We start from the raw sequence: 20,373 nt of genomic DNA, 5'->3' as shown, positions 1-20,373 counted from the left end.
CTTTAAGTTATATTAAGCGTGCTAGATATCAGCACGCTTTTTTAGATTTACTTTTTGCTCAAAGCCAATTTCAAAGCAAACAACACAAAAATACTGCCTGTAATACGGTCCATATATTTCACAAACTTAGGTTGCTTTAGATAACGTGACAGTGGTTGCATAGCCAAAATTAATAGAGTTGACCATAACATTCCAATTACTACATGAATCATCACAAGCCCCATGACCCAAGTAACAGCTGATGCTTGCGGTGGAATAAATTGGGGAAGAAATGAAATATAAAAAATGCCGACTTTAGGATTAAGTAAATTACCCAAAAAACCTTTAATGAACCAATTTTGTGAAGTGGGTATATTTGAATTACTCCCTTGCATATCTGCAAGTTGACTACGGGGTTTTAAAATCATATTCAAACCCAGCCATGCAAGATAAGCGGCCCCCATCCATTTCAATATATTAAAAGCTAAATCAGAAGCCATGAGCAAAGCACCCAGACCACAAGCAACTACAATTCCCCACGCGATACAACCAAGGCTAATGCCTACTGCTGCTTGGAATGCTTTAGATTTACCTTCAAGTGTAGCGGTACGAATAATTAAAGTCGTATCTAGACCAGGAGTAAGCGTAAGTAAGGTAATTGCAAGTAGATAGGGTATGAGTATGGTGGTCATGGCAGCAAGGTTCCGACAAATACTTGAGCTAAAGTGTAATACATATATAAGGTAGTTAGTTGTTATGCTGTACGATCTCAATTTTCCTGATCAACTACTTTTTGGTACACTGAAAAAATAAAATGAGCAAATAAATGGAGAGCAATTTGGATTTTGCATTACAACTGCTCTCAATGTGGTTAAAAGAAAGAAAAATTCAGAACCAGTCTGAGCACACGATTACTGCTTATGAAAGAGATGTTAAAAGCTTTCTTGAGTTTTGTGATCTCAAACAAATTGATTTAAGAAATGTTGAAGCTTCAGATTTACGTGAATATTTGGCCCAGCGTGTTGAGCAGGACCAGTTAAGTTCAAGCAGTATGCAGCGTCATCTCACTTCCATTCGCCAGTTCATGAAATGGGCAGAACAAGGAAAATATCTAGAAATTAATCCTACTGATGATTTTAAGCTAAAACGCCAGCCTAGACCTTTGCCCGGTATGATTGACATAGAAACGGTTAATCAGATTTTAGATCAACCTATGCCTGAAAAACCGATTGATCAGCAACTGTGGTTACGTGATAAAGCTATGTTGGAGTTGCTTTACTCAAGTGGTTTGCGTCTGGCTGAACTGCAAGGTTTAACAATTAAAGATATAGATTTTAATCGGCAACTGGTGCGTATTACAGGTAAAGGAAATAAAACCCGTATTGTACCATTTGGAAAAAACGCGAAAGAAAGCCTATTGAATTGGTTAAAAATTTACAAAATCTGGAAAGGCCATTTTGATCAAAATGCTTTTGTTTTTATTTCTCAAAGAGGTGGTGTATTAACCCCACGTCAAATCGAGAAGCGTGTAAAGCTTCAAGCGCAAAGAGCCGGTGTGAATGTAGATTTACATCCTCATTTATTGCGGCATTGTTTTGCTAGCCATATGTTATCAAGTAGTGGTGATTTACGATCGGTGCAAGAAATGTTGGGGCATAGCAACTTGTCTACCACACAAATTTATACGCATATTGATTTTGATCATTTGGCGCAAGTCTATGATCGAGCTCATCCGAGAGCGCAAAAGAATGAATAGATTTAAAAACTATCTTAATAATAAAGTTGACTAAAATGGCAAGTCTTATACGAATGTAGACATCATTTGTATTTTTTTAGAAATTTGTTTAAGAGAAATAGGGAAAATAGTCAAATTGACCATTTTGATCTTCGGATATTTTGTCGGTACCCCTGAGTCAAAAACATCTAATCTCGATTATTTAAAGGCGATCTTATGTTTCTGGCTAATAAGCTAAATAAGATAAAAAGATAATAAAAATCAATATATAAAATAGAGTGTAAAAAGAATGAAATAGCACCTAATAAGGCACAATATTTTTTTTATGAACTGATGGTTTCATTTTTTTTGTGCTGTTCTGGAAAATTGTGACTTGACCGAAATGCCAAACACATTGCAAGATAGGGTACCTAAAAAATTTTAATTGAAGAGTTAATATACTTTTCTCAACATTTACTTTTGCTAGAACAGCCGAGGATTACATGAAGGCTCTTGTTGCTGTAAAACGCGTGGTTGATGCCAACGTCAAAGTTCGTGTTAAGCCGGACAATAGTGGGGTTGACCTTACTAACGTTAAAATGTCAATTAACCCATTTTGTGAAATCGCAGTGGAAGAAGCGGTTCGCTTAAAAGAAAAAGGAACAGTATCAGAAATCGTTGTTGTTTCTGTTGGTCCTAAAGAAGCTCAAGAACAAATCCGTTCTGCAATGGCTTTGGGTGCAGACCGCGGTATTTTGGTTGAAACCACTGATGAAATTGGCGCTTTAGAAGTTGCTAAAATTTTAAAAGGTGTTGTTGATGCTGAAAAACCAGAACTTATCCTTCTTGGTAAACAAGCAATTGATGATGACTCTAACCAAGTAGGTCAAATGCTTGGCGCATTATTAGGTGCGGGTCAAGGTACATTCGCTTCTGAAGTGAAAGTTGATGGCGGCAAAGTACAAGTAACTCGTGAAGTTGACGGTGGTTTACAAACTGTTGAACTGGCACTTCCAGCAATCATTACAACTGACTTGCGTTTGAATGAGCCACGTTATGCAGCATTGCCTAACATCATGAAAGCTCGTAAGAAGCCACTTGATACTAAATCTCCTGCTGATTATGGCGTTACAGCTGGTACTAAGCTTAAAACTGTTAAAGTTGAAGCTCCAGCAGAACGTAAAGCTGGCGTACAAGTGAAATCTGTAGATGAGCTTGTTGAAAAATTGAAAAATGAAGCGAAAGTGATCTAATACGGAAGGATAAAATCATGAGTATTTTAGTTATCGCTGATCACAACAACCAAGTACTTAACGGTGCTACTTTAAACGTTGTTGCTGCAGCACAAAAAATCGGTGGTGATATTACTGTATTAGTTGCTGGTTCTGGTGCTCAGGCAGTTGCTGATGCTGCTGCTAAAGTTGCTGGTGTAAGCAAGGTTTTACTTGCTGACAACGCAGCTTATGCAAACCAGTTAGCTGAAAACGTAGCTGCTTTAGTTGCTGATTTGGCTAAAGGTTACAAATACGTATTAGCTGCTTCTACAACAACTGGTAAGAACATTCTTCCACGCGTTGCAGCTCTTCTTGATGTAAGCATGATCACAGATATTATTTCTGTTGAATCTGCTAACACATTCAAGCGTCCGATCTATGCAGGTAATGCGATTGCTACCGTTCAATCTGACGAAGCAATCATTGTTGGTACAGTCCGTGGTACAGCATTTGATCCAGTAGCTGCTGAAGGTGGTTCTGCTAGCGTTGAAGCAGTAAGTGAAGCGAAAGATGCAGGTATTTCTAATTTTGTATCTGAAGAAATCGTGAAACTTGACCGTCCTGAATTGACAGCTGCTCGCATTGTTGTTTCTGGTGGTCGTGGTGTAGGTTCTGGTGAGAACTACCATAAAGTACTTGATCCATTAGCTGACAAGCTTGGTGCAGCACAAGGTGCTTCACGTGCGGCAGTTGATGCAGGCTTCGTACCTAACGACTTCCAGGTTGGACAAACTGGTAAGATCGTTGCACCTGACCTTTATGTTGCTGTAGGTATTTCTGGTGCGATCCAGCATTTGGCTGGTATGAAAGATTCTAAAGTTATTGTTGCAATCAACAAAGACGAAGAAGCGCCAATCAACAGTGTTGCTGACTACTGGTTAGTTGGTGATTTGAACACTGTAGTACCAGAGTTGGTAAGCAAGTTGTAATTTACAGCTTGTCACTTATTCAAAAACGCCCTTGTGCTATAAATAGCCAAGGGCGTTTTTATTTAGATCATCATTATGAATATCAATTTTTCTGCTTCCGTAGAGGCTCATCAGTTGCATCAATCTCTTGTGAGATTGGCAAGGGCAGATATGGCGCGAGATTATTTGTGTATTCGATCTAAAAATCAGCATGGCTTGTCAAATATTAAAGTGAACCAGTTGCACATGGGCATCATTTTGCATGGTCAACAACAACTAAATATCCAAACAACAAAAATCAATTTAAGTGCTGGCCAGCTGTATATCGTGAAACCCGATACGATTATTGATGCAGTTAATCTGCCAGATCCAGTGACAGGTGAATATTTAACTATTCTTGTACCCATGTGTGAAGAGGTGATTCAAGCTGCACAGATGATTTGGGCTAAACCAGTTATAGATAAAACTGGAGCCATATTAAAATTTTCAATCGATGATTTTGCTACACATCTAGCTGAGTGGCAGACGGCTTTGTTTGATAATGATCTGGTGAAAGCCCGTTTATGCATTGCTTCTATACTGGTACAGTTATGCCAACAGCATTATTCAGATGTATTAATTCTGCCTCCACCTAAATTGGCAAAAATAATTCATGATTGGGTGATAGATAATCCAGAACATCATTGGCAATCGAGTGAGATTGAAATGCGTTTAAGCGTGAGTAGTGCAACACTTCGCCGCAAACTTAAGCATGAAGAAACGACCTTAAGAGAAACGATTACCCATGCACGTCTTGCTTATGCACTTGAGTTGTTATATTCAAATAAATTGCCCATGAAAACTATTGCAGCAAAAACGGGTTACCAATCTGTTTCTATCTTTCGTGAACGTTTTATGCAGCGTTATGGTGTAGATCCGACTGTGCTTGCTGCCGAATAATTCAATTTGAGCGATTCACACAGATTTTTGAGCGATTTAGATAGATAAAAATGGATAGAGTTGAGGTATTAAAATACTAAGGACTCTATTATGAAATCATTAAAATCAATTGCGATATTATTGCTAGCAAGCGCCAGTGTTATCATACATGCTCAACAAAACTCCAGCGTTCATCAGGTTGATGGTTACTTTTTACAACCAGTAGGAAACCTTAAGGTAACAGCATTGTTTGATGGCGAGTTAGGACTACCTCGTAGTGATTTATTGGGTATTTCAGCTGAAAAAGCGAATCAGTTGTTTGCAGAAAACTTTGTTCCCGTAGATGAGCATAATCAGATTGTCACAGATTTTTCTGCTTATCTTGTTCAAACACCCACACAAAATATTTTAATTGATGCTGGCACTGCAAAATGTTTTGGTCCAACTTTGGGTTATGTACGTGAAAATCTGAAGAAGGCAGGTATACAACCTGAACAAATAGATACGATTTTGATTACACATGCTCATCCTGATCATTTATGTGGAATTACGCTAGATGGCAAAATGGCTTATCCGAATGCCAAAGTATATTTAGCTAAAGAGGATGTGGACTACTGGACATCGACTGTTAATGAAGCAAAAGCCACTGATTTTTTTAAGCCAATATTTAAAATGACCAGAGATGCATTAAAGCCTTACCAGAAGGCTGGCCGATTGATTGCTTTTACTAAAGCTTCTTTTAACGTACCTAATGTTCAACTCATAACGACACATGGGCATACGGAAGGTCATTCATCTTATTTGGTAGATGGACAGAAAGGGCAAAAGTTCTTAGGTTTAGGTGATGTTGTACATTATGCGGCAGTACAATTTCCTTACCCCGAGGCAAGTTATAAACCTGATACTAACTCTAAGCATGCGATAGCAGTCCGTAAAAGTATTTTTGAGCAAGCCTATAAAAACCAATGGTGGGTGGGGGCGGCACATGTTGCTTTTCCTGGCATAGGACATATTGGTAAAAATTCAAAAGGATATCAGTGGGTTCCTGCTCAATATCGACCTGTAAAATAAAAACTCTAAAATGATTTTTAAAGAAATCAGAAGAATAATAGATTTGACTAAAAACAAGAATGTTTAAGCTAAATATCGTTGAACTAAGCTAATTAAAAAAGTTTTATTTTTAAGAATAAATAAAAAGTGCTCTTTAGGGAGCACTTTTGTGTTGGTTGTATTTTAGTCGAATTGTGCAGTTTTTAAAAATACATTTAAAAGCAGAAATGTCTAATTTTAACTTATTAATTCTAATGGAATTTTTATTGTAAAAAAATGCTATTTTCAGATTACTAAACTCCCAGTTAATGAGCAGTTTATGCTATAGTATACAGCTATATTTTTTTCGACTTTAGTTCAGTTTTCGGAACTAAATTTTTTGCAAGATCAAGACATATAAGCAGATGGAAATTTCTATCTGTAAGAAGGAGTATGCATGAGCGTATCGGAAATCCGACCGATTGCCATTGAGGATGAACTCAAGCATTCATATTTAGATTACGCGATGAGTGTAATCGTATCTCGTGCATTGCCGGATGTGAGAGACGGTCTAAAACCTGTTCACCGTCGTGTGCTATTTGCCATGCACGAATTAGGCAATGACTATAACAAAGCCTACAAGAAATCTGCACGTGTTGTTGGGGACGTAATCGGTAAATATCACCCTCATGGTGACTCAGCTGTTTATGAAACCATTGTACGTATGGCTCAGGACTTTAGCTTACGTTATTTATTGGTAGATGGTCAGGGTAACTTCGGTTCGATTGATGGTGATAGCGCAGCTGCAATGCGTTATACCGAAGTCCGTATGACAAAGTTAGCGCACGAACTTCTTGCAGATCTAGAAAAAGACACTGTTGACTGGGAAGATAACTACGACGGATCTGAGCGTATTCCTCAGGTGGTTCCGACACGTGTTCCAAACTTGCTGATTAATGGTGCTGCCGGTATTGCTGTTGGTATGGCAACAAACATGGCACCACACAACATGACAGAAGTTGTGAATGCATGTTTAGCCTATGCCGACAATCCGAATATCTCGATTGAAGGATTGATGGAATATATTAGTGGTCCTGATTTCCCTACAGGCGGTATTATTTACGGTAAATCAGGTATTGTTGATGCTTACCGTACAGGTAAAGGCCGACTACACATTCGTGGTAAGTACCATTTCGAAGAAGATGAAAAGACAGGTCGTATAACCATCGTCTTTACTGAAATTCCATATCAAGTTAACAAAGCAAGAGTTATTGAGCGTATTGCCGAGTTAGTTAAAGAGAAAAAACTTGAAGGTATTTCAGAGCTTCGTGATGAGTCTGATAAAGACGGTATGCGTATTGCGATTGACTTGAAACGCGGTGAAAACGCAGAAGTCATTGTAAATAACTTATTCTTAAATACACAGCTTGAAAACTCATTCAGCATCAACATGGTTTGTCTTGACAATGGACAACCAAAATTGATGAATCTGAAAGATATTATTGCGGCATTTATTCGTCACCGCCAAGAAGTAGTGACACGCCGTACCATGTTCGAATTGCGTAAAGCACGTGAACGTGGTCATATCTTGGAAGGCTTAACCGTTGCCTTAGCCAATATTGATGAAATTATCGAAACCATTAAAACTTCTGCTAACCCAGCTGAAGCGCGTGAGCGTTTACTAGCAGGTGAGTGGGCTGGCGGTGGTGTCGTTTCTTTACTCGAAAAAGCTGGTGCTATTTCTGTTCGTCCAGATGAAATCGAAGGTGAAAACCCAGATCGTCCATTTGGCTTGTCTGAATCGATTTATCGTCTATCTCCAACGCAAGTAGGTGCAATTTTAGAATTGCGTTTACATCGTTTAACGGGTCTTGAGCAAGATAAATTACATGCTGAATATACTGAAATTTTAGGTCAAATTGCTGAACTTACGGCAATTCTTAATGATTTCAATTTATTGATGGCTGTGATTCGTGAAGAATTAGCACAAGTTTTACAACAGTATGGTGATGGACGTCGTACGGAAATTATTGAATCGCGTATTGATTTTAGTCGTGAAGATTTAATTCCAGAAGAACAAGTTGTATTAACGGTTTCACAAACAGGCTACGCAAAAACTCAACCGCTTTCTGACTATCAGGCTCAGCGCCGTGGTGGACGTGGTAAGTCTGCAACTTCAATGAAGAGTGATGACTTTATTCAACATCTCATTGTAGCTTCAAACCATGCGACTGTGCTGTGCTTTACTAACGTAGGTAAAGTATATCGCCTTCGCGTATTTGAAGTGCCTCAAGCATCACGTGGTGCAAAAGGCCGCCCGATTATAAACTTGTTACCTTTAGATGCGAACGAAACAGTAACTGCGATCTTGCCGTTAACAGAGTTCCTAGAAAACCATTACGTATTTATGGCAACAGCTTCAGGTACAGTTAAACGTGTTGATTTAGAGCAGTTCTCTAACATTCGTTCAAATGGCTTACGTGCAATTGAACTTAATGAAGAGGATACCTTAATTGGTGTTGCGATTACTGATGGTAATCAGCAAATCATGTTGTTCTCAAATGAAGGTAAGGCAATTCGTTTTGCTGAAACTGATGTGCGTTCAATGGGTCGTACTGCTAAAGGCGTCCGTGGTATGCGCGTTAGCATTGCAAGCAACACTTTAAGTGAAGAAGATGCAGAAATTGAAAATGATGAATCTGATGATAATGAAGATTCAGCAGAGCTAAGTGTAGTAAGTCGCATCGTATCACTTGTTGTTGTTCCTGAAACGGGTGAAGTGCTGTGTGCGAGTGCCAATGGTTATGGTAAACGTACTCCTGTAAATGACTTCCCAACCAAAAAACGTGGTGGTAAGGGTGTTATTGCAATTAAGACAAGTGAACGTAATGGTGAGCTTGTGGGTGCGGTATCTATTGATGAAAGCAAAGAACTGTTGCTTATTTCTGATGGTGGTACATTAGTTCGTACTCGCGCGGCAGAAGTTGCAATGACTGGTCGTAATGCACAAGGTGTACGTCTAATTCGTTTAAGCGAAGAAGAAACCTTGGTGGGTGTTGTGTCTATTGAAGCGGTTGAAGATGAAGAAGAATTTCTCGAAGGAGAAGTGGATACTTCAGAATTAGATACTGAAGATGCAGTGTCTACGAATGACGATGCGTCAGAAGAGTAAGTCGTAATTAAATAAAAAAGGAAGCGTAAGCTTCCTTTTTTATTTTATGAAGAAGATTTTTTAACAAGTCGATAATAAGCTAAGCACATTAATATTAATCCGGCTGTCGCAAGAAATATCAATTTTGGTACAACCGTTGCTAAAGGAACACCCATCTGATTAAGTTGTACAAACATTTGTACGGCATGTGTAGAAGGTAAACACCAAGCAAACCATTGTAACCACTCGGGCATGGCTTGATGAGGCCATGCAGCTCCAGTTAATAAGAATAAAGGTATAGAGCTAAACACAATAATATGTCCAGCACGTTCTGGCATGTCTAAAAGTGAACCGATCAACATGCCTAATCCAATCACACAACTAATAAAAATAGGAACGGCGACTAGCAATCCAGTAAAGTTCCCACCATGTGGATAGTCATTGAACCACAAGGTAAAACCGAAAAGATAAAAACATCCTAAACAGCCAATGGTAAATATACTTGCAAAAATTCCAGCGAAGCGAACACCTGTAATTTTTTGGTGTTGTTCACGGTAGCTTGCGATTAGCATCGCTAAACCTAACACAATAGTTTGATGGATAATTAAACCTGCAACAGCTGGAAAAATATAACTTCCATATCCTGAAAGCGGGTTAAATAACGGGACTTGATGAATAGAAAGGGCCGGTTGGAAATGTGTGCGCTCTCCAAATCTTTCAATATATTCTTTTAATGTGGCTTCAATGGATGTGGCTAAACCTAAACCAATTTCTTTAGTTTTTAAAAAGTTGGTTGTGCTCAGATATAAGCCAATCCCACCTGTTTCTCCTCGGCGTAAGCTTTGAGTTAGGTTGCTTGGTAAAAGTAAAATACCATCGGCCTTTTGTTCACGCACCATTTGTTCAGCTTGTAAGAAATTACTTGTAACGGTAACAATATGAACATGTGGACTATTTGCACTTTGGCCGATTAATTGAGAGGTTAATAGGCTTTGTTCTTCATCAACAATCACAATTGGAATTGATTCTGCACGCTCAGCTTTATAGGCAGTTGGATAAAAAAAGCTATAAAGAATGACCGATAAAATCAGAGTTGTGAAAACCGAACTATTACTAACAATATCTTTAAATGTTTGCCCATAAGCCTTTAAAAAGTCTTTCATGGAGTTGCTCCCCGAATTAATTTTTTAAGCAGCAGAGAGCTTAAAAAGAAGTAAATAAGGCAGTAACCCAGAAGTATTAAAAAGGGAATCATTGAAATGAAAAGTGGGCTACCAATCACCCATTGTTCGGTTTGCAGCTTGGCATAAGGTGTATAGGGAATAATGAGTGACCAAAATTTAGTGAAAATCGGTGCATTATTTAAAGGCAGAGTAACGCCTGCAAAACTTAAAGATGAGCCACCATAGACGGCAATAAAGCCAAAAGTTTTACTTAAATTCTTGGTCGCAAGAATAACGGTACTGCTAATTAAAGCATAGGCAAAATAAAGTAAGAACTGTGCGACCAGCAATAAACTTAAGGAACCCGCTACGAACCAGCCACGGATTTCAACTAGCCAAAACATCCACAACCATGTCCAGAAACAGAAAATAAGGCTATAGAGCAAATTTTTAGCCAATAAGCCTTGAATAAAATTTTCTCGGTTCACCCATTGAGTGAGAGTATTACGTTTTAGTTCTTGTCCAATTGCAAAAGCAACACAGCAGCATAGCAACAGATGTAATACGGCAGGAACCATAAATGGCTCTAAATAAAACTCATAGCTCATGCTCGGGTTGTAAAGCGTTGATACTTTTACATGAGCTGTAGGTACATCTAAATAGGGAATATTATTTGCAAGATAACTTTGGCCTGCATAGTCTGCTAAAGCATTGAGGGTACTTACCAGCATTGCTGAAGAAATCGTATTTCCCACACTAAAGAAGGACTGGTTAAAAGCAATGCTGATTTGAGCATCTTGCGCTTTCACAAATCGCTTTTCAGCACCGTCTGGAATGAAAACATAACCCCAGATTTTAGTTTCGTTAAGTAATTGTTCCGCTTCAGTAGGGCTTGCCGTAATCGTTTTAATATCTACCGTATGATTCAACGAAAGATACTTTTCAATATTGCGGCTGAGTTCACTTTGGTCCTGGTCAATAATCGCAATCGGTAAGTGTTCAGCTTTACCTGCGTAAAACATGCTGCTAAACAAAAAAATGATAAAAGCAGGGATAAGTGTCACCATGCACAAATCCCATTTATTGCTTTTTAGATAGTTTAGTTCGCGTAATATACTGGCAAACATACGTTATTTTTCTTCTTTAATTTTAAATAGAACACTCATACCCACTTTTAAATCTTGCACTGGTTTTTCAGGTACAAGATGAAGTTTAAAGCTACGAATATCATAACCACCAGTTTGACGAGTAGTTTTAATCGTCGCAAATTCACCCTCAGCATCAATATTTTTAATTTTAAAAGTCACATTTTGATTAAGTGCGGGAATGAATCCTTCAAGGGTTTTATTTTTATAAACAGAAGCATACTGATTTTCTCCTACGTTTAAGCTGACCCATAAATCATCATCTTCTAAAATGCTGACAACAGGTACATCCATAGCGACTAACTCGGAAGGCTTCCCGTAAGTTTTTGAAATTGTACCGGAAATAGGAGAGAATAAACGTGTCTCAGCCTCAAGTGCTTTTGCTTCGCCTACAGCTGCTTTTGCAATTTCAACCTGTGCATCTGCTGTAGATTTTTGTTGACTCGTACTGCCACGTTTTGCACGAGCATATTGTTGATAAGAGGCTTCACTTAATTCTTGCGCAGAAGTTTGAGCGGCTAGCATCTCATCTCGTCTTTGGCGTGAAATAACACCTTGTCTATATAAATTTTCACCACGTTGGTAAGTGGTTTTTGCAAGGTTTGCTTGTGCTTTGGTGCTTTGCCAGTTGGCATAGAGAGTATCGATATTTTCTTGCTGAGAACCGCGGTCTACCGTAGATTGAAATGCTAAAGCTGATTGTAAAGCTGCCAAGGCTTGTTGCTTTTTAGCTTCTATTTCTGGGCTAACCAAGCGAACAAGTGGCTGGCCTTTGGAAATTTTCTGGCCTTCTTGTACATAAATTTCTTCAATACGACTTGGAACTTTCGTACTCACGTGAATAGTTTCGGCTTCAACCCGACCTTGTAGTTCAATAGGCTTTGGCTGATAACTTTTCCATAAACCAAAAATAATTAAACCTAATAGGGCAATAATTACTAAGCCAATAATCAGTTTAAGCTTGGAGTTTTTAGGTGGTTGAGAGTCACCGTTATTTATGTTTGATTCAGGGGTGTCACTCGCTTGATCGTTTTTTTGAGATTGGTTAATTTCTACCGTATCCGCAGCAAGAGAATCCTGTTCTGAATGAGATGATTCTTGATTCATTTTATACTCCTATTAACGGATATAGTCGGTATGTGGTTGATTGACATAAGCTTTAAATTGATCAATTGAACCATGACTTTGCAATAGAGTCGCGAGTGACATGACATATTTATAGGCATTTAAAGCCATTTCAGTTTTTAAAGCACTTAAAGCATTTTGTGCATCAATGACTTGGGTAGCTGTACCCATTCCTTCACGGAAAGACAGTTCTTGAATACGCAAGTTTTCTTGAGCGGCATTCACGTTTCTTTGTAAGAGTTGATGGCTTTGCTGAGCAGAATTGAGTTCGTTATATGACTTATTCAGAAGTGCCTCAATTTCTTGCTTGGTACGTTCGGTCATAAGTTCAGAGGCATAACGCTTTAATTCGGCGGCATGGATATTCTTATTTTTATCTACACCTGAAAATAGGTTGTATTTTGCCATTACACCTACAATCCAGTTTTCATTTTCATCAAGGGCATATTCACCAAATGCAAAAAGACTTGGTTTTTTCGCGGCTTGTTGAGCTTGAATATTTACGTTAGCCAGTTGGGTATCCATCTGCATTTTTTGTACAAGACTGGATTTTTGCGAATAACTGGTTAAAAGTGATTCTAGAGTTTGGCTTGGAGTGTTATTTACAAATAATGGGGTACTTAAATCTACATTATTTTGTTGATGTAGAAGATTATTAAGGCTAAAGCGACTGGCATTTAAGTTGGCTTGAGTACTTTGTAAAGTACGTTCCGCATTATTGCGAGCTACTTCAAACTGCATGCGTTGTCCTTTACTAATAAACCCTTGTTGTTCGAGCTTTAGGGCATTGCTGTAATGTTTTTGCATGGCATTAAAGTTGAATAAACTACTTGCTACCAGTTGCTGTTGTAATTGAACATTAAAATAACTTTGTACAACTTCAAACCGCTGTACATCTTGTTGTTGTTGACTTGAAAGTTCCGAACGCTGTGCTTGAATGTTGGCTATTTTTTTTGCACTACTGGTTAAGCCGCCTGTATATAGTGGCATAACGACCGAAATAGAAGGGCGTACAACCTGATCTTCTACAGTCAGATTCGCATAGTCGGGAAAGCGATTTATACCATCATGAATGGTTTGATTTGCACCTTCTTGAACTTGTCCAAGCACATCCGATGGAATGACATTGTTCCACTGTGAAAGTTTATCGTTGAACCCCTGACTTAAATCATTCTCAAGCTTTTGTTTAAAAGAGGCGAGGGGGACGTCTGTTTCGCTATGAAAGGCATATGCTCTAACATTTAAATCAACTCGAGGTAATCCGAGTCCTTTCACTGCTTCAGCTTCTAGTTGAGACGCTTGCTGCAAAGCCTGATTGGCTTGAGTGCTATATGAACTCTTCAAAGCTTGTTGTTCCGCTTCAGCATAGCTTAAGCTTTGAGCATATAAATGATTTGTGAAAAAAAGTCCTAAGGCCAAAGCAAGATGCTTGGGTTTAAAGAAAAAGGGGCAAATAGACTGTCTATATCGATGTACTGGCATTTTAAATAACAATTTCTGGCATCCCTTATAGTTTAAATTTCTTGTTATTAAATTCAATTATCATCTTGTTTCTTATACATTTGTATAGAAACAAGATAGTTTAAGCTCCCTTTAATTCTTAAATATTATAAAGCCCATATTTTGTACTACATATCAAAGTATGTGAAATCATAATCACAAGTCAAGTTGATCTTTACTCAATGAAAATGTTTTAAACTGATAAAATCACAAATAAAAGCAAAGAAATAAATACAACAATAATTGAAAAAATGATCCTAAATACAGTCCAGCATTGAAATATTTACTTGAGAAGCTGCTGCAAGCTTAAGCAATCTGTGGTTAAATGCCATTTTTATTGTGTTTGACTTTATACAAGGGAAAAATCATGCGCGCGTACAATTTCTGTGCTGGTCCTGCTGCATTACCTACTGCCGTTTTAGAAAAAGCTCAACAAGAAATGTTGGATTGGCATGGTAAAGGTCTATCCATCATGGAAATGAGTCATCGTAGTGCTGACTATGTTGCTATGGCTGAAAAAGCTGAAGCAGATTTACGCAAGTTAATGAATATTCCAGAAAATTATAAAGTACTGTTTTTACAAGGCGGTGCGTCATTACAATTTTCTGCGATTCCTTTAAACCTTTTGGGTAAGAACAATAAAGCTGATTATATTGATACTGGTATCTGGTCTGAAAAAGCGTTAAAAGAAGCAAAACGTTATGGCGACATTAATGTTGTAGAAGCTGGTATTAAAGTAGATGGTAAGTTCGCAATTTCTGAACAAAGCGAATGGAATTTATCTGACGACGCAGCCTATGTACATTATGCCGATAATGAAACGATTGGTGGCTTACAGTTTGCAGGAATTCCTGATGTAAAAGCGCCACTCGTTTGTGACTATTCATCAAGTATTTTATCTGCTCCATTAGATGTGACCAAGTTTGGTTTGATCTATGCTGGCGCACAAAAAAATATTGGTCCTGCTGGTTTAACAATTGTCATTATTCGTGATGACTTACTTGATCAAGCTAAACCAGAAATTCCAAGCATTTTGAAATATGGTGACCAAGCGAAAAATGGTTCTATGGTTAATACACCATCGACTTATGCTTGGTACTTGTCTGGTTTGGTATTTGAGTGGTTGCTAGAGCAGGGTGGGGTAGATGCTATCCATAAAGTTAACCTTGCAAAAGCTCAGTCATTATATGGTTATATAGACTCAAGCGATTTCTACAATAACCCGATTGCAATTCCAAACCGTTCAATTATGAATGTACCGTTTACCTTGGCAGATGAAGCTTTAGAAAAGCAATTCTTAAAAGAAGCGGAAGCAAACCATTTATTAAACTTAGCTGGACATCGCTCTGTCGGTGGTATGCGTGCAAGTATTTACAACGCAGTGCCTTTAGAAGGTGTACAGGCTTTAATCAACTTTATGGATGATTTTGCAAAGCGTAATGGTTAAGTAAATCAAAAATAAAGCCCTCAAATGAGGGCTTTATTTTTGAATAAATTTTATAAACTAAAAAGGAACTAAACCAAACTGGTGCATGAATATGGCAGCTAAAAACATACCCAATACAAAAAAGCAAAACGCACCAGTATCGACCTTTACGCGCAGGCTACTAGATTGAATGAGGCTGGTAGTTTGTTCGGGTATAATCTTCATTCAATAACCTAATTATTAAAATATTAGTGAAATTCAATTAGTTTCACCCTTTTTAGCACAAATAGTCGCCTGAATCCAGATATTACCGCGAATATATTCGCCAATATTAAAGTTTTTATACAAATCGTTTTTGGTTGCAATGCGCACTAATATGGCAGGAAGGTCATCTTCTAAAACCAAAGTAACATCATAAAGGGTATATTCTGCCCCCATAAATGTCATAGAAGTTTTGCCAACAATATTACCTTGGAACCATGCTTCATCTTCTTGACCAAGATTTTCACCATATAAATAAGCAACCATTTTAGAAAAATCAACGGTTACAGGTTCTTGATCTTCTGGAGTTTTTGGTTGCCATTCATTAATGAGTTCCTGTAAATTTTCAGGAGCAATACCATTATGTTCAGTTAAAATCACATTTAATGCACGGTGATGTTTAATTGAGGCTGGGTCATCAACAACGATTTTTTCGCCTGCTGGAACCGGTTCTAATTCATAAGCCCATGCATTAAATTGAACTTGATAGTCTTTAGTTTTGTCATATTGACATGAGTTAACGCTAAATAAATTATCAAATGCATAAACCGTTGTATCTTTATTTAGTTTTAAACTTAAAACAGCTTGTGTCGCAGAGTCACAAGTAATGATACGTTCAATTTTCGCATTATATTGATATGGACTTTCAAAACTTGGAAAGGCTGTTTTGAGTGCGCGAGGTTTCTGATTTTCAACCGCAATAATCTGGTTGATTGTAACTTTTTGGTTTTGTGGGCCTTGAATCAACCAAAAAGATTGATCCATATCGTCTTCATGTTCGCATAAGCCCATTGGCATTACGGGTGCATCAAGTGCTAGTCCTAACCATTTTGGTACATCTGTTTCGGGATGGGACGTCAATAGATTCCAATGTTCGCCATGACTACCAAAATTTTGGTCATTTACTTTAATAACTTCTGGACTGTTTTGATTTTTCATAAGCATGATGCTGTTGGGTTCACATTACTTGTTATATTAAATCGAGGGTGTTTGCTATTTTTCAAGTCACCATATGTAAATTCTCTTGTAAAAGCACATATTTAGTCATTGAAAGATAGATATTGCTGCTAATTATAAAATAAAAGGTAGATCTGGCTCTTAAAAAACTTAACACTAAATTAAAAATAAGTTTAATGTTTATTACTATTCACCTTAGAAAAGCATCTGTTAGACTTATATTTTTAATGGAAATAGAGAATAACTTGCTGCCATTTAAGCTATGGGTAGATGCAGATGCTTTACCAAGAATATTACGTGAAGTGATTTTGCGCGCATCAGATCGTTATCAGTTAGAAGTCATCTTTGTTGCTAATCAAAATGTTGGGATTACGCCTTCAGTTCGCATCAAGTCAATACAGGTTTTAAGTGGTGCAGATCAGGCCGATAAAGAAATAGTTGATCGTATGATTGAAAATGACATTGTCATTACGCAAGATATTCCACTAGCGGCTCAAGTAATTGAAAAGGGTGGCGTTGCTATTCACCCCCGAGGTGAGGTCTATACAACTGCGAATGTTAAAGCGCGGTTACATCTACGTGACTTCATGGATACGCTTCGTGGCGCGGGCGTGCAAACTGGTGGACCGCCACCTATTTCCGAGCGGGATAAGCGTGAATTTTCGAGTGCATTAGATCAAACAATTTTAAAGCAAAAACGTAAAACAGCTAAGTGAGCATCGCATGCCATCGCAAACCAATTTGGCTTTAACCTATGCCTTGTTAGTGTTTATATGGGCAACAACTCCCTTGGCTATTGTTTGGAGTGTGTCCGATCTACATCTTATGTGGGCATTGTTGTTACGCTTTTTTATTGCATTGCCTTTGGCAGTAATCATATTACTGATTTTAAAAACGCCTTTTCCAACTCATCGACAAGCTATTCATAGCTATGTTGCCGGATCTTTTAGCTTAATTGGTTCTCAAATTTTCACATATGCCGCTACCCAATATTTAAGTTCAGGCATGATTGCACTTATGTTTGGTTTAGCACCCATTATGGCTGGGCTGATTGGCCGTTTTGCATTTGGTCAGCAACTTTATAAGTTGCAATGGTTAGGTATGGCTATTGCCGTAAGTGGTTTAGCGATTATTTGCTTGAATGGATCGAATCAGCATGTGCATCCGTTTGGCATTGTTCTCATGCTGATCAGTGTTTTTGTCTATTCTTTTTCAATTTTCTGGGTTAAGAAAGTTAATGCACAGATCCAGCCTATGGCTCAGGCAACGGGCTCTATTTTAGTTTCTTCGATTTTGGCAAGTTGTCTTATTCCATTTATTTGGCAATATGCACCGACACATTTACCAGAGGCCAAATCTTTATTTGCCTTAATTTATACGGTATTGATGGCTTCATTAGTCGCCATGTTTTGTTATTTCAAGCTTATACAAAACATTCAGGCAACGACTTTATCTTTAACGACAGTTATTACGCCAATGTTAGCCATGATGATTGGAGCTGCTTTAAATCATGAACAACTTTCGATTATGGTTTTTGTAGGTGCTTTAATTATCCTGTTTGGACTATTTTTATATTTCTATAAAGACATTCAGGCAAATCGAAATTTTGCCCGGCATATTAAGTCTAAATAGGAGAAGATTTGGGTAATTTGTTGAGCTTATTCATTAAATTGTTCTAATTCGTAGCGAAATGCATGATCAAATTGATCTCCCAACTTAAGTAGTAGAAAATAGCGCAGCAATATAATATTAGGATTGTTAAGGAAAGATCAGAACTTACTGATTTTTAAACCTTAATACAGCATCTAACGATATGGCCAAATAGTAGATGTGGATGCGATTTGACATGAGCATCTGCTATTTCCCATCAATCACCTTGGATTTAGAAGGTATGTTTAAACCAATCTCACTGTATATAGGGTTGAGATATACTCGCGCAAGACGCAGTAATCATTTTATTTCTTTTATTGCATTGGTTTCGATGGTCGGTTTGACACTAGGTGTCGCTGTGCTAATTACGGTACTTTCTGTGATGAACGGTTTCGATCGCGAATTAAAAAACCGTGTTTTGGGAATGGTTCCGCAAGCGACAGTTTCATCTACACAAATCCTCACGGATTGGCCTGAACTGGTAAAACGAGTTGAACATCATCCACATGTAACTGGGGTTGCACCTTTTACCCAATTGCAAGGTATGTTAACCGCGCAAGGGCAAGTCGCAGGTATTATGGTGACGGGTATTGACCCAAAATATGAAAAGAATGTGTCTATTATTCAAAATCATATTGTTGCTGGTAGCTTAGATTCACTTAAAAAGGGTGAGTTTGGTATTGTTCTTGGTAAAGATATGGCCGATTCATTAGGCTTACGTCTAAATGACAGTGTGACATTGGTTTTACCTGAAGCAACGCCATCTCCAGCAGGTGTAGTACCTCGTTTCAAGCGTTTTAAAGTGGTTGGTATTTTTAGTGTAGGTGCTGAAGTCGACTCTATGGTGGGTTATATCGCCCTATATGATGCGTCAACCCTATTACGCTTACCAGATGGTGCTCAGGGTGTCCGTTTAAAACTAGATGATATTTTTGCCGCGCCAAAAGTTGCGGACGACTTGGTAAAAAGTTTACCAAGTAATTTCTACGCGACGAACTGGACCTATACGCATGGCAATCTGTTTAATGCCATTCAAATGGAAAAAACACTAGTTGGTTTGTTACTTGTACTTATCATTGTGGTTGCAGCATTTAATATTGTTTCGTCTTTAGTAATGGTTGTGACTGATAAAAAATCAGATATTGCCATTTTGCGTACATTAGGCGCGTCACCATCAATGATTACTAAAATATTTATGGTGCAAGGCACCGTGATTGGTGTGATTGGGACAGTTGCGGGTACGGTTTTAGGTGTAATTTTGGCTTTAACCATTAGTGACATCATTTCATGGTTTAACAATGTGTTGGGCCTAAATCTATTTGATGCTTACTTTGTGCATTACCTACCTTCTTATTTAAGATGGCAAGATGTGACGATTATTGTGATTGTGTCTTTACTTCTAAGCTTCTTGGCAACTATCTATCCGGCGCTTCGTGCGGCCAAAGTTCAACCTGCCGAGGCACTCCGCTATGAGTAAAATTGTTTTAGAAGCGAAAGATATCTATAAACATTTTGATGATGGTAAATCTAAGGTTGAAGTCATTAAAGGTCTTTCTTTACAAGTTGAAGCAGGGCAGTTTGTTTCTATTGTTGGTGCGAGTGGTTCAGGTAAAAGTACTTTGCTTCATGCGCTAGGCGGTCTAGAGCAACCAACCCAAGGACAAGTATTTTTAAATGGTCAGCGTTTTGATAATTTAGGTGAAGCCGAGCGTGGTTTTCAACGTAACAAATACCTCGGTTTTGTTTATCAGTTTCATCACTTATTACCAGAGTTTTCTGCGCTTGAAAATGTGGCAATGCCTCTTATGCTTCGCCCAGATAGCCAATACAAATCGGTAAAAGCACAAGCTGAATATTTACTAGACCGAGTGGGTTTATCTCATCGTATGGATCATCAGCCAGGTGAGCTTTCCGGCGGTGAGCGCCAACGTGTCGCTTTGGCCCGTGCTTTGGTCACTCAACCTGCGGTTGTTTTGGCTGATGAACCTACCGGTAACCTAGATCGTAAAACAGCTTTAAGCATTTTTGAATTATTGACCGATCTTAAGAAAGAACTTAACATGGCTATGCTCATTGTGACTCATGATGAGCAGTTGGCGCAGGCAGCAGATTCAATCTTGCATATGGAAGATGGTCTTTGGGTGAGCGGTTCTTAAAAAATTGTCATTAAATC

General features: G+C 38.2%; 18 protein-coding genes and 1 pseudogene. 11 read left to right on the top strand and 8 right to left on the bottom strand.

From position 1 onward, the window contains the following. Positions 1-47: 47 nt before the first annotated feature. A complete protein-coding gene (locus RMB13_RS11270; RefSeq protein WP_005038808.1) occupies positions 48-671 on the bottom strand; it encodes a LysE family translocator in 624 nt (207 codons plus the stop codon). 173 nt (positions 672-844) lie between these two features. Here RMB13_RS11270 and xerA point away from each other — a divergent pair, with 173 nt between their 5' ends. The 6 genes from xerA (at position 845) to gyrA (ending at position 8,994) form a co-directional block, all read left to right on the top strand. Beyond that, on the top strand, positions 845-1,735 hold the full coding sequence (gene xerA / locus RMB13_RS11265) for a site-specific tyrosine recombinase/integron integrase (protein WP_281835245.1): 891 nt from the start codon (positions 845-847) through the stop codon (positions 1,733-1,735). Positions 1,736-2,196: 461 nt separating this feature from the next. Next, a complete protein-coding gene (locus RMB13_RS11260; RefSeq protein ID WP_003650176.1) occupies positions 2,197-2,946 on the top strand; it encodes an electron transfer flavoprotein subunit beta/FixA family protein in 750 nt (249 codons plus the stop codon). Between the two features lie 17 nt (positions 2,947-2,963). After that, complete coding sequence (locus RMB13_RS11255; RefSeq protein WP_311085277.1) at positions 2,964-3,896, top strand: FAD-binding protein; 933 nt, start codon at positions 2,964-2,966, stop codon at positions 3,894-3,896. A 75-nt stretch (positions 3,897-3,971) separates the two neighbouring features. Then, entirely contained in the window at positions 3,972-4,814 is an 843-nt protein-coding gene (locus RMB13_RS11250) for an AraC family transcriptional regulator (RefSeq protein ID WP_311085276.1), read from the top strand. A 90-nt stretch (positions 4,815-4,904) separates the two neighbouring features. Beyond that, entirely contained in the window at positions 4,905-5,864 is a 960-nt protein-coding gene (locus RMB13_RS11245) for an MBL fold metallo-hydrolase (RefSeq protein ID WP_311085275.1), read from the top strand. 415 nt (positions 5,865-6,279) lie between these two features. Continuing rightward, the gene (gene gyrA / locus RMB13_RS11240) at positions 6,280-8,994 is read left to right on the top strand and encodes a DNA gyrase subunit A (RefSeq protein ID WP_017391817.1); all 2,715 of its coding nucleotides are present in this window, start codon (positions 6,280-6,282) and stop codon (positions 8,992-8,994) included. A gap of 44 nt (positions 8,995-9,038) precedes the next feature. Here gyrA and RMB13_RS11235 read toward each other — a convergent pair whose 3' ends face one another. The 4 genes from RMB13_RS11235 to RMB13_RS11220 are packed head-to-tail and all read right to left on the bottom strand — an operon-like array spanning position 9,039 to position 13,888. Then, complete coding sequence (locus RMB13_RS11235; RefSeq protein WP_311085274.1) at positions 9,039-10,136, bottom strand: ABC transporter permease; 1,098 nt, start codon at positions 10,134-10,136, stop codon at positions 9,039-9,041. Beyond that, positions 10,133-11,263: an ABC transporter permease gene (locus tag RMB13_RS11230; protein ID WP_311085273.1), complete on the bottom strand. Its 1,131-nt coding sequence runs from the start codon at positions 11,261-11,263 to the stop codon at positions 10,133-10,135. Before RMB13_RS11230 ends, RMB13_RS11235 begins: the two co-directional genes overlap by 4 nt. Positions 11,264-11,266: 3 nt before the next feature. After that, positions 11,267-12,388: an efflux RND transporter periplasmic adaptor subunit gene (locus RMB13_RS11225; RefSeq protein WP_311085272.1), complete on the bottom strand. Its 1,122-nt coding sequence runs from the start codon at positions 12,386-12,388 to the stop codon at positions 11,267-11,269. Positions 12,389-12,400: 12 nt separating this feature from the next. Further along, a complete protein-coding gene (locus tag RMB13_RS11220) occupies positions 12,401-13,888 on the bottom strand; it encodes a TolC family protein (RefSeq protein WP_017391821.1) in 1,488 nt (495 codons plus the stop codon). Between the two features lie 385 nt (positions 13,889-14,273). Here RMB13_RS11220 and serC point away from each other — a divergent pair, with 385 nt between their 5' ends. Continuing rightward, positions 14,274-15,353, top strand: coding sequence for a 3-phosphoserine/phosphohydroxythreonine transaminase (gene serC / locus RMB13_RS11215; protein WP_005038821.1), 1,080 nt, complete (start codon positions 14,274-14,276; stop codon positions 15,351-15,353). Positions 15,354-15,410: 57 nt separating this feature from the next. Here serC and RMB13_RS11210 read toward each other — a convergent pair whose 3' ends face one another. Next, positions 15,411-15,557, bottom strand: coding sequence for a hypothetical protein (locus RMB13_RS11210; protein ID WP_005038822.1), 147 nt, complete (start codon positions 15,555-15,557; stop codon positions 15,411-15,413). A 33-nt stretch (positions 15,558-15,590) separates the two neighbouring features. Next, entirely contained in the window at positions 15,591-16,532 is a 942-nt protein-coding gene (locus RMB13_RS11205) for a hypothetical protein (RefSeq protein WP_311085271.1), read from the bottom strand. Between the two features lie 245 nt (positions 16,533-16,777). On the opposite strand from RMB13_RS11205, the gene RMB13_RS11200 reads away from it, so the two are divergent. Next, positions 16,778-17,266 (top strand): YaiI/YqxD family protein, encoded by a 489-nt coding sequence (locus tag RMB13_RS11200; protein ID WP_016801978.1) that lies wholly within the window; start codon positions 16,778-16,780, stop codon positions 17,264-17,266. 7 nt (positions 17,267-17,273) lie between these two features. Continuing rightward, entirely contained in the window at positions 17,274-18,182 is a 909-nt protein-coding gene (locus RMB13_RS11195) for an EamA family transporter (protein ID WP_311085270.1), read from the top strand. Between the two features lie 29 nt (positions 18,183-18,211). Here RMB13_RS11195 and RMB13_RS11190 read toward each other — a convergent pair. Continuing rightward, a pseudogene (locus RMB13_RS11190) lies at positions 18,212-18,292 on the bottom strand (PilZ domain-containing protein); the annotation flags it as partial. Positions 18,293-18,441: 149 nt separating this feature from the next. Between RMB13_RS11190 and RMB13_RS11185 the strand changes: the two are divergent. Together RMB13_RS11185 and lolD are read left to right on the top strand one after the other, a co-directional pair. Then, a complete protein-coding gene (locus RMB13_RS11185) occupies positions 18,442-19,677 on the top strand; it encodes a lipoprotein-releasing ABC transporter permease subunit (RefSeq protein WP_003650195.1) in 1,236 nt (411 codons plus the stop codon). Beyond that, on the top strand, positions 19,670-20,356 hold the full coding sequence (lolD, locus tag RMB13_RS11180) for a lipoprotein-releasing ABC transporter ATP-binding protein LolD (RefSeq protein ID WP_017391826.1): 687 nt from the start codon (positions 19,670-19,672) through the stop codon (positions 20,354-20,356). The genes RMB13_RS11185 and lolD overlap by 8 nt, the downstream gene beginning before the upstream one ends. The last annotated feature ends 17 nt before the right edge of the window (positions 20,357-20,373 follow it).

This window comes from Acinetobacter sp. V102_4, assembly GCF_031799005.1.
GTDB lineage: Bacteria > Pseudomonadota > Gammaproteobacteria > Pseudomonadales > Moraxellaceae > Acinetobacter > Acinetobacter calcoaceticus.
The sequence above is the reverse complement of the archived record's forward strand: the minus strand, read 5'-3'. Positions and strand labels throughout refer to the sequence as shown.

Excerpts from the sequence above, each read along its gene's own strand:
- RMB13_RS11270 (WP_005038808.1), bottom strand. The coding sequence starts at position 671 with ATGACCACCATACTCATACCCTATCTACTTGCAATTACCTTACTTACG.
- xerA (WP_281835245.1), top strand. The coding sequence starts at position 845 with ATGTGGTTAAAAGAAAGAAAAATTCAGAACCAGTCTGAGCACACGATT.
- RMB13_RS11260 (WP_003650176.1), top strand. The coding sequence starts at position 2,197 with ATGAAGGCTCTTGTTGCTGTAAAACGCGTGGTTGATGCCAACGTCAAA.
- RMB13_RS11255 (WP_311085277.1), top strand. The coding sequence starts at position 2,964 with ATGAGTATTTTAGTTATCGCTGATCACAACAACCAAGTACTTAACGGT.
- RMB13_RS11250 (WP_311085276.1), top strand. The coding sequence starts at position 3,972 with ATGAATATCAATTTTTCTGCTTCCGTAGAGGCTCATCAGTTGCATCAA.
- RMB13_RS11245 (WP_311085275.1), top strand. The coding sequence starts at position 4,905 with ATGAAATCATTAAAATCAATTGCGATATTATTGCTAGCAAGCGCCAGT.
- gyrA (WP_017391817.1), top strand. The coding sequence starts at position 6,280 with ATGAGCGTATCGGAAATCCGACCGATTGCCATTGAGGATGAACTCAAG.
- RMB13_RS11235 (WP_311085274.1), bottom strand. The coding sequence starts at position 10,136 with ATGAAAGACTTTTTAAAGGCTTATGGGCAAACATTTAAAGATATTGTT.
- RMB13_RS11230 (WP_311085273.1), bottom strand. The coding sequence starts at position 11,263 with ATGTTTGCCAGTATATTACGCGAACTAAACTATCTAAAAAGCAATAAA.
- RMB13_RS11225 (WP_311085272.1), bottom strand. The coding sequence starts at position 12,388 with ATGAATCAAGAATCATCTCATTCAGAACAGGATTCTCTTGCTGCGGAT.
- RMB13_RS11220 (WP_017391821.1), bottom strand. The coding sequence starts at position 13,888 with ATGCCAGTACATCGATATAGACAGTCTATTTGCCCCTTTTTCTTTAAA.
- serC (WP_005038821.1), top strand. The coding sequence starts at position 14,274 with ATGCGCGCGTACAATTTCTGTGCTGGTCCTGCTGCATTACCTACTGCC.
- RMB13_RS11210 (WP_005038822.1), bottom strand. The coding sequence starts at position 15,557 with ATGAAGATTATACCCGAACAAACTACCAGCCTCATTCAATCTAGTAGC.
- RMB13_RS11205 (WP_311085271.1), bottom strand. The coding sequence starts at position 16,532 with ATGAAAAATCAAAACAGTCCAGAAGTTATTAAAGTAAATGACCAAAAT.
- RMB13_RS11200 (WP_016801978.1), top strand. The coding sequence starts at position 16,778 with ATGGAAATAGAGAATAACTTGCTGCCATTTAAGCTATGGGTAGATGCA.
- RMB13_RS11195 (WP_311085270.1), top strand. The coding sequence starts at position 17,274 with ATGCCATCGCAAACCAATTTGGCTTTAACCTATGCCTTGTTAGTGTTT.
- RMB13_RS11185 (WP_003650195.1), top strand. The coding sequence starts at position 18,442 with ATGTTTAAACCAATCTCACTGTATATAGGGTTGAGATATACTCGCGCA.
- lolD (WP_017391826.1), top strand. The coding sequence starts at position 19,670 with ATGAGTAAAATTGTTTTAGAAGCGAAAGATATCTATAAACATTTTGAT.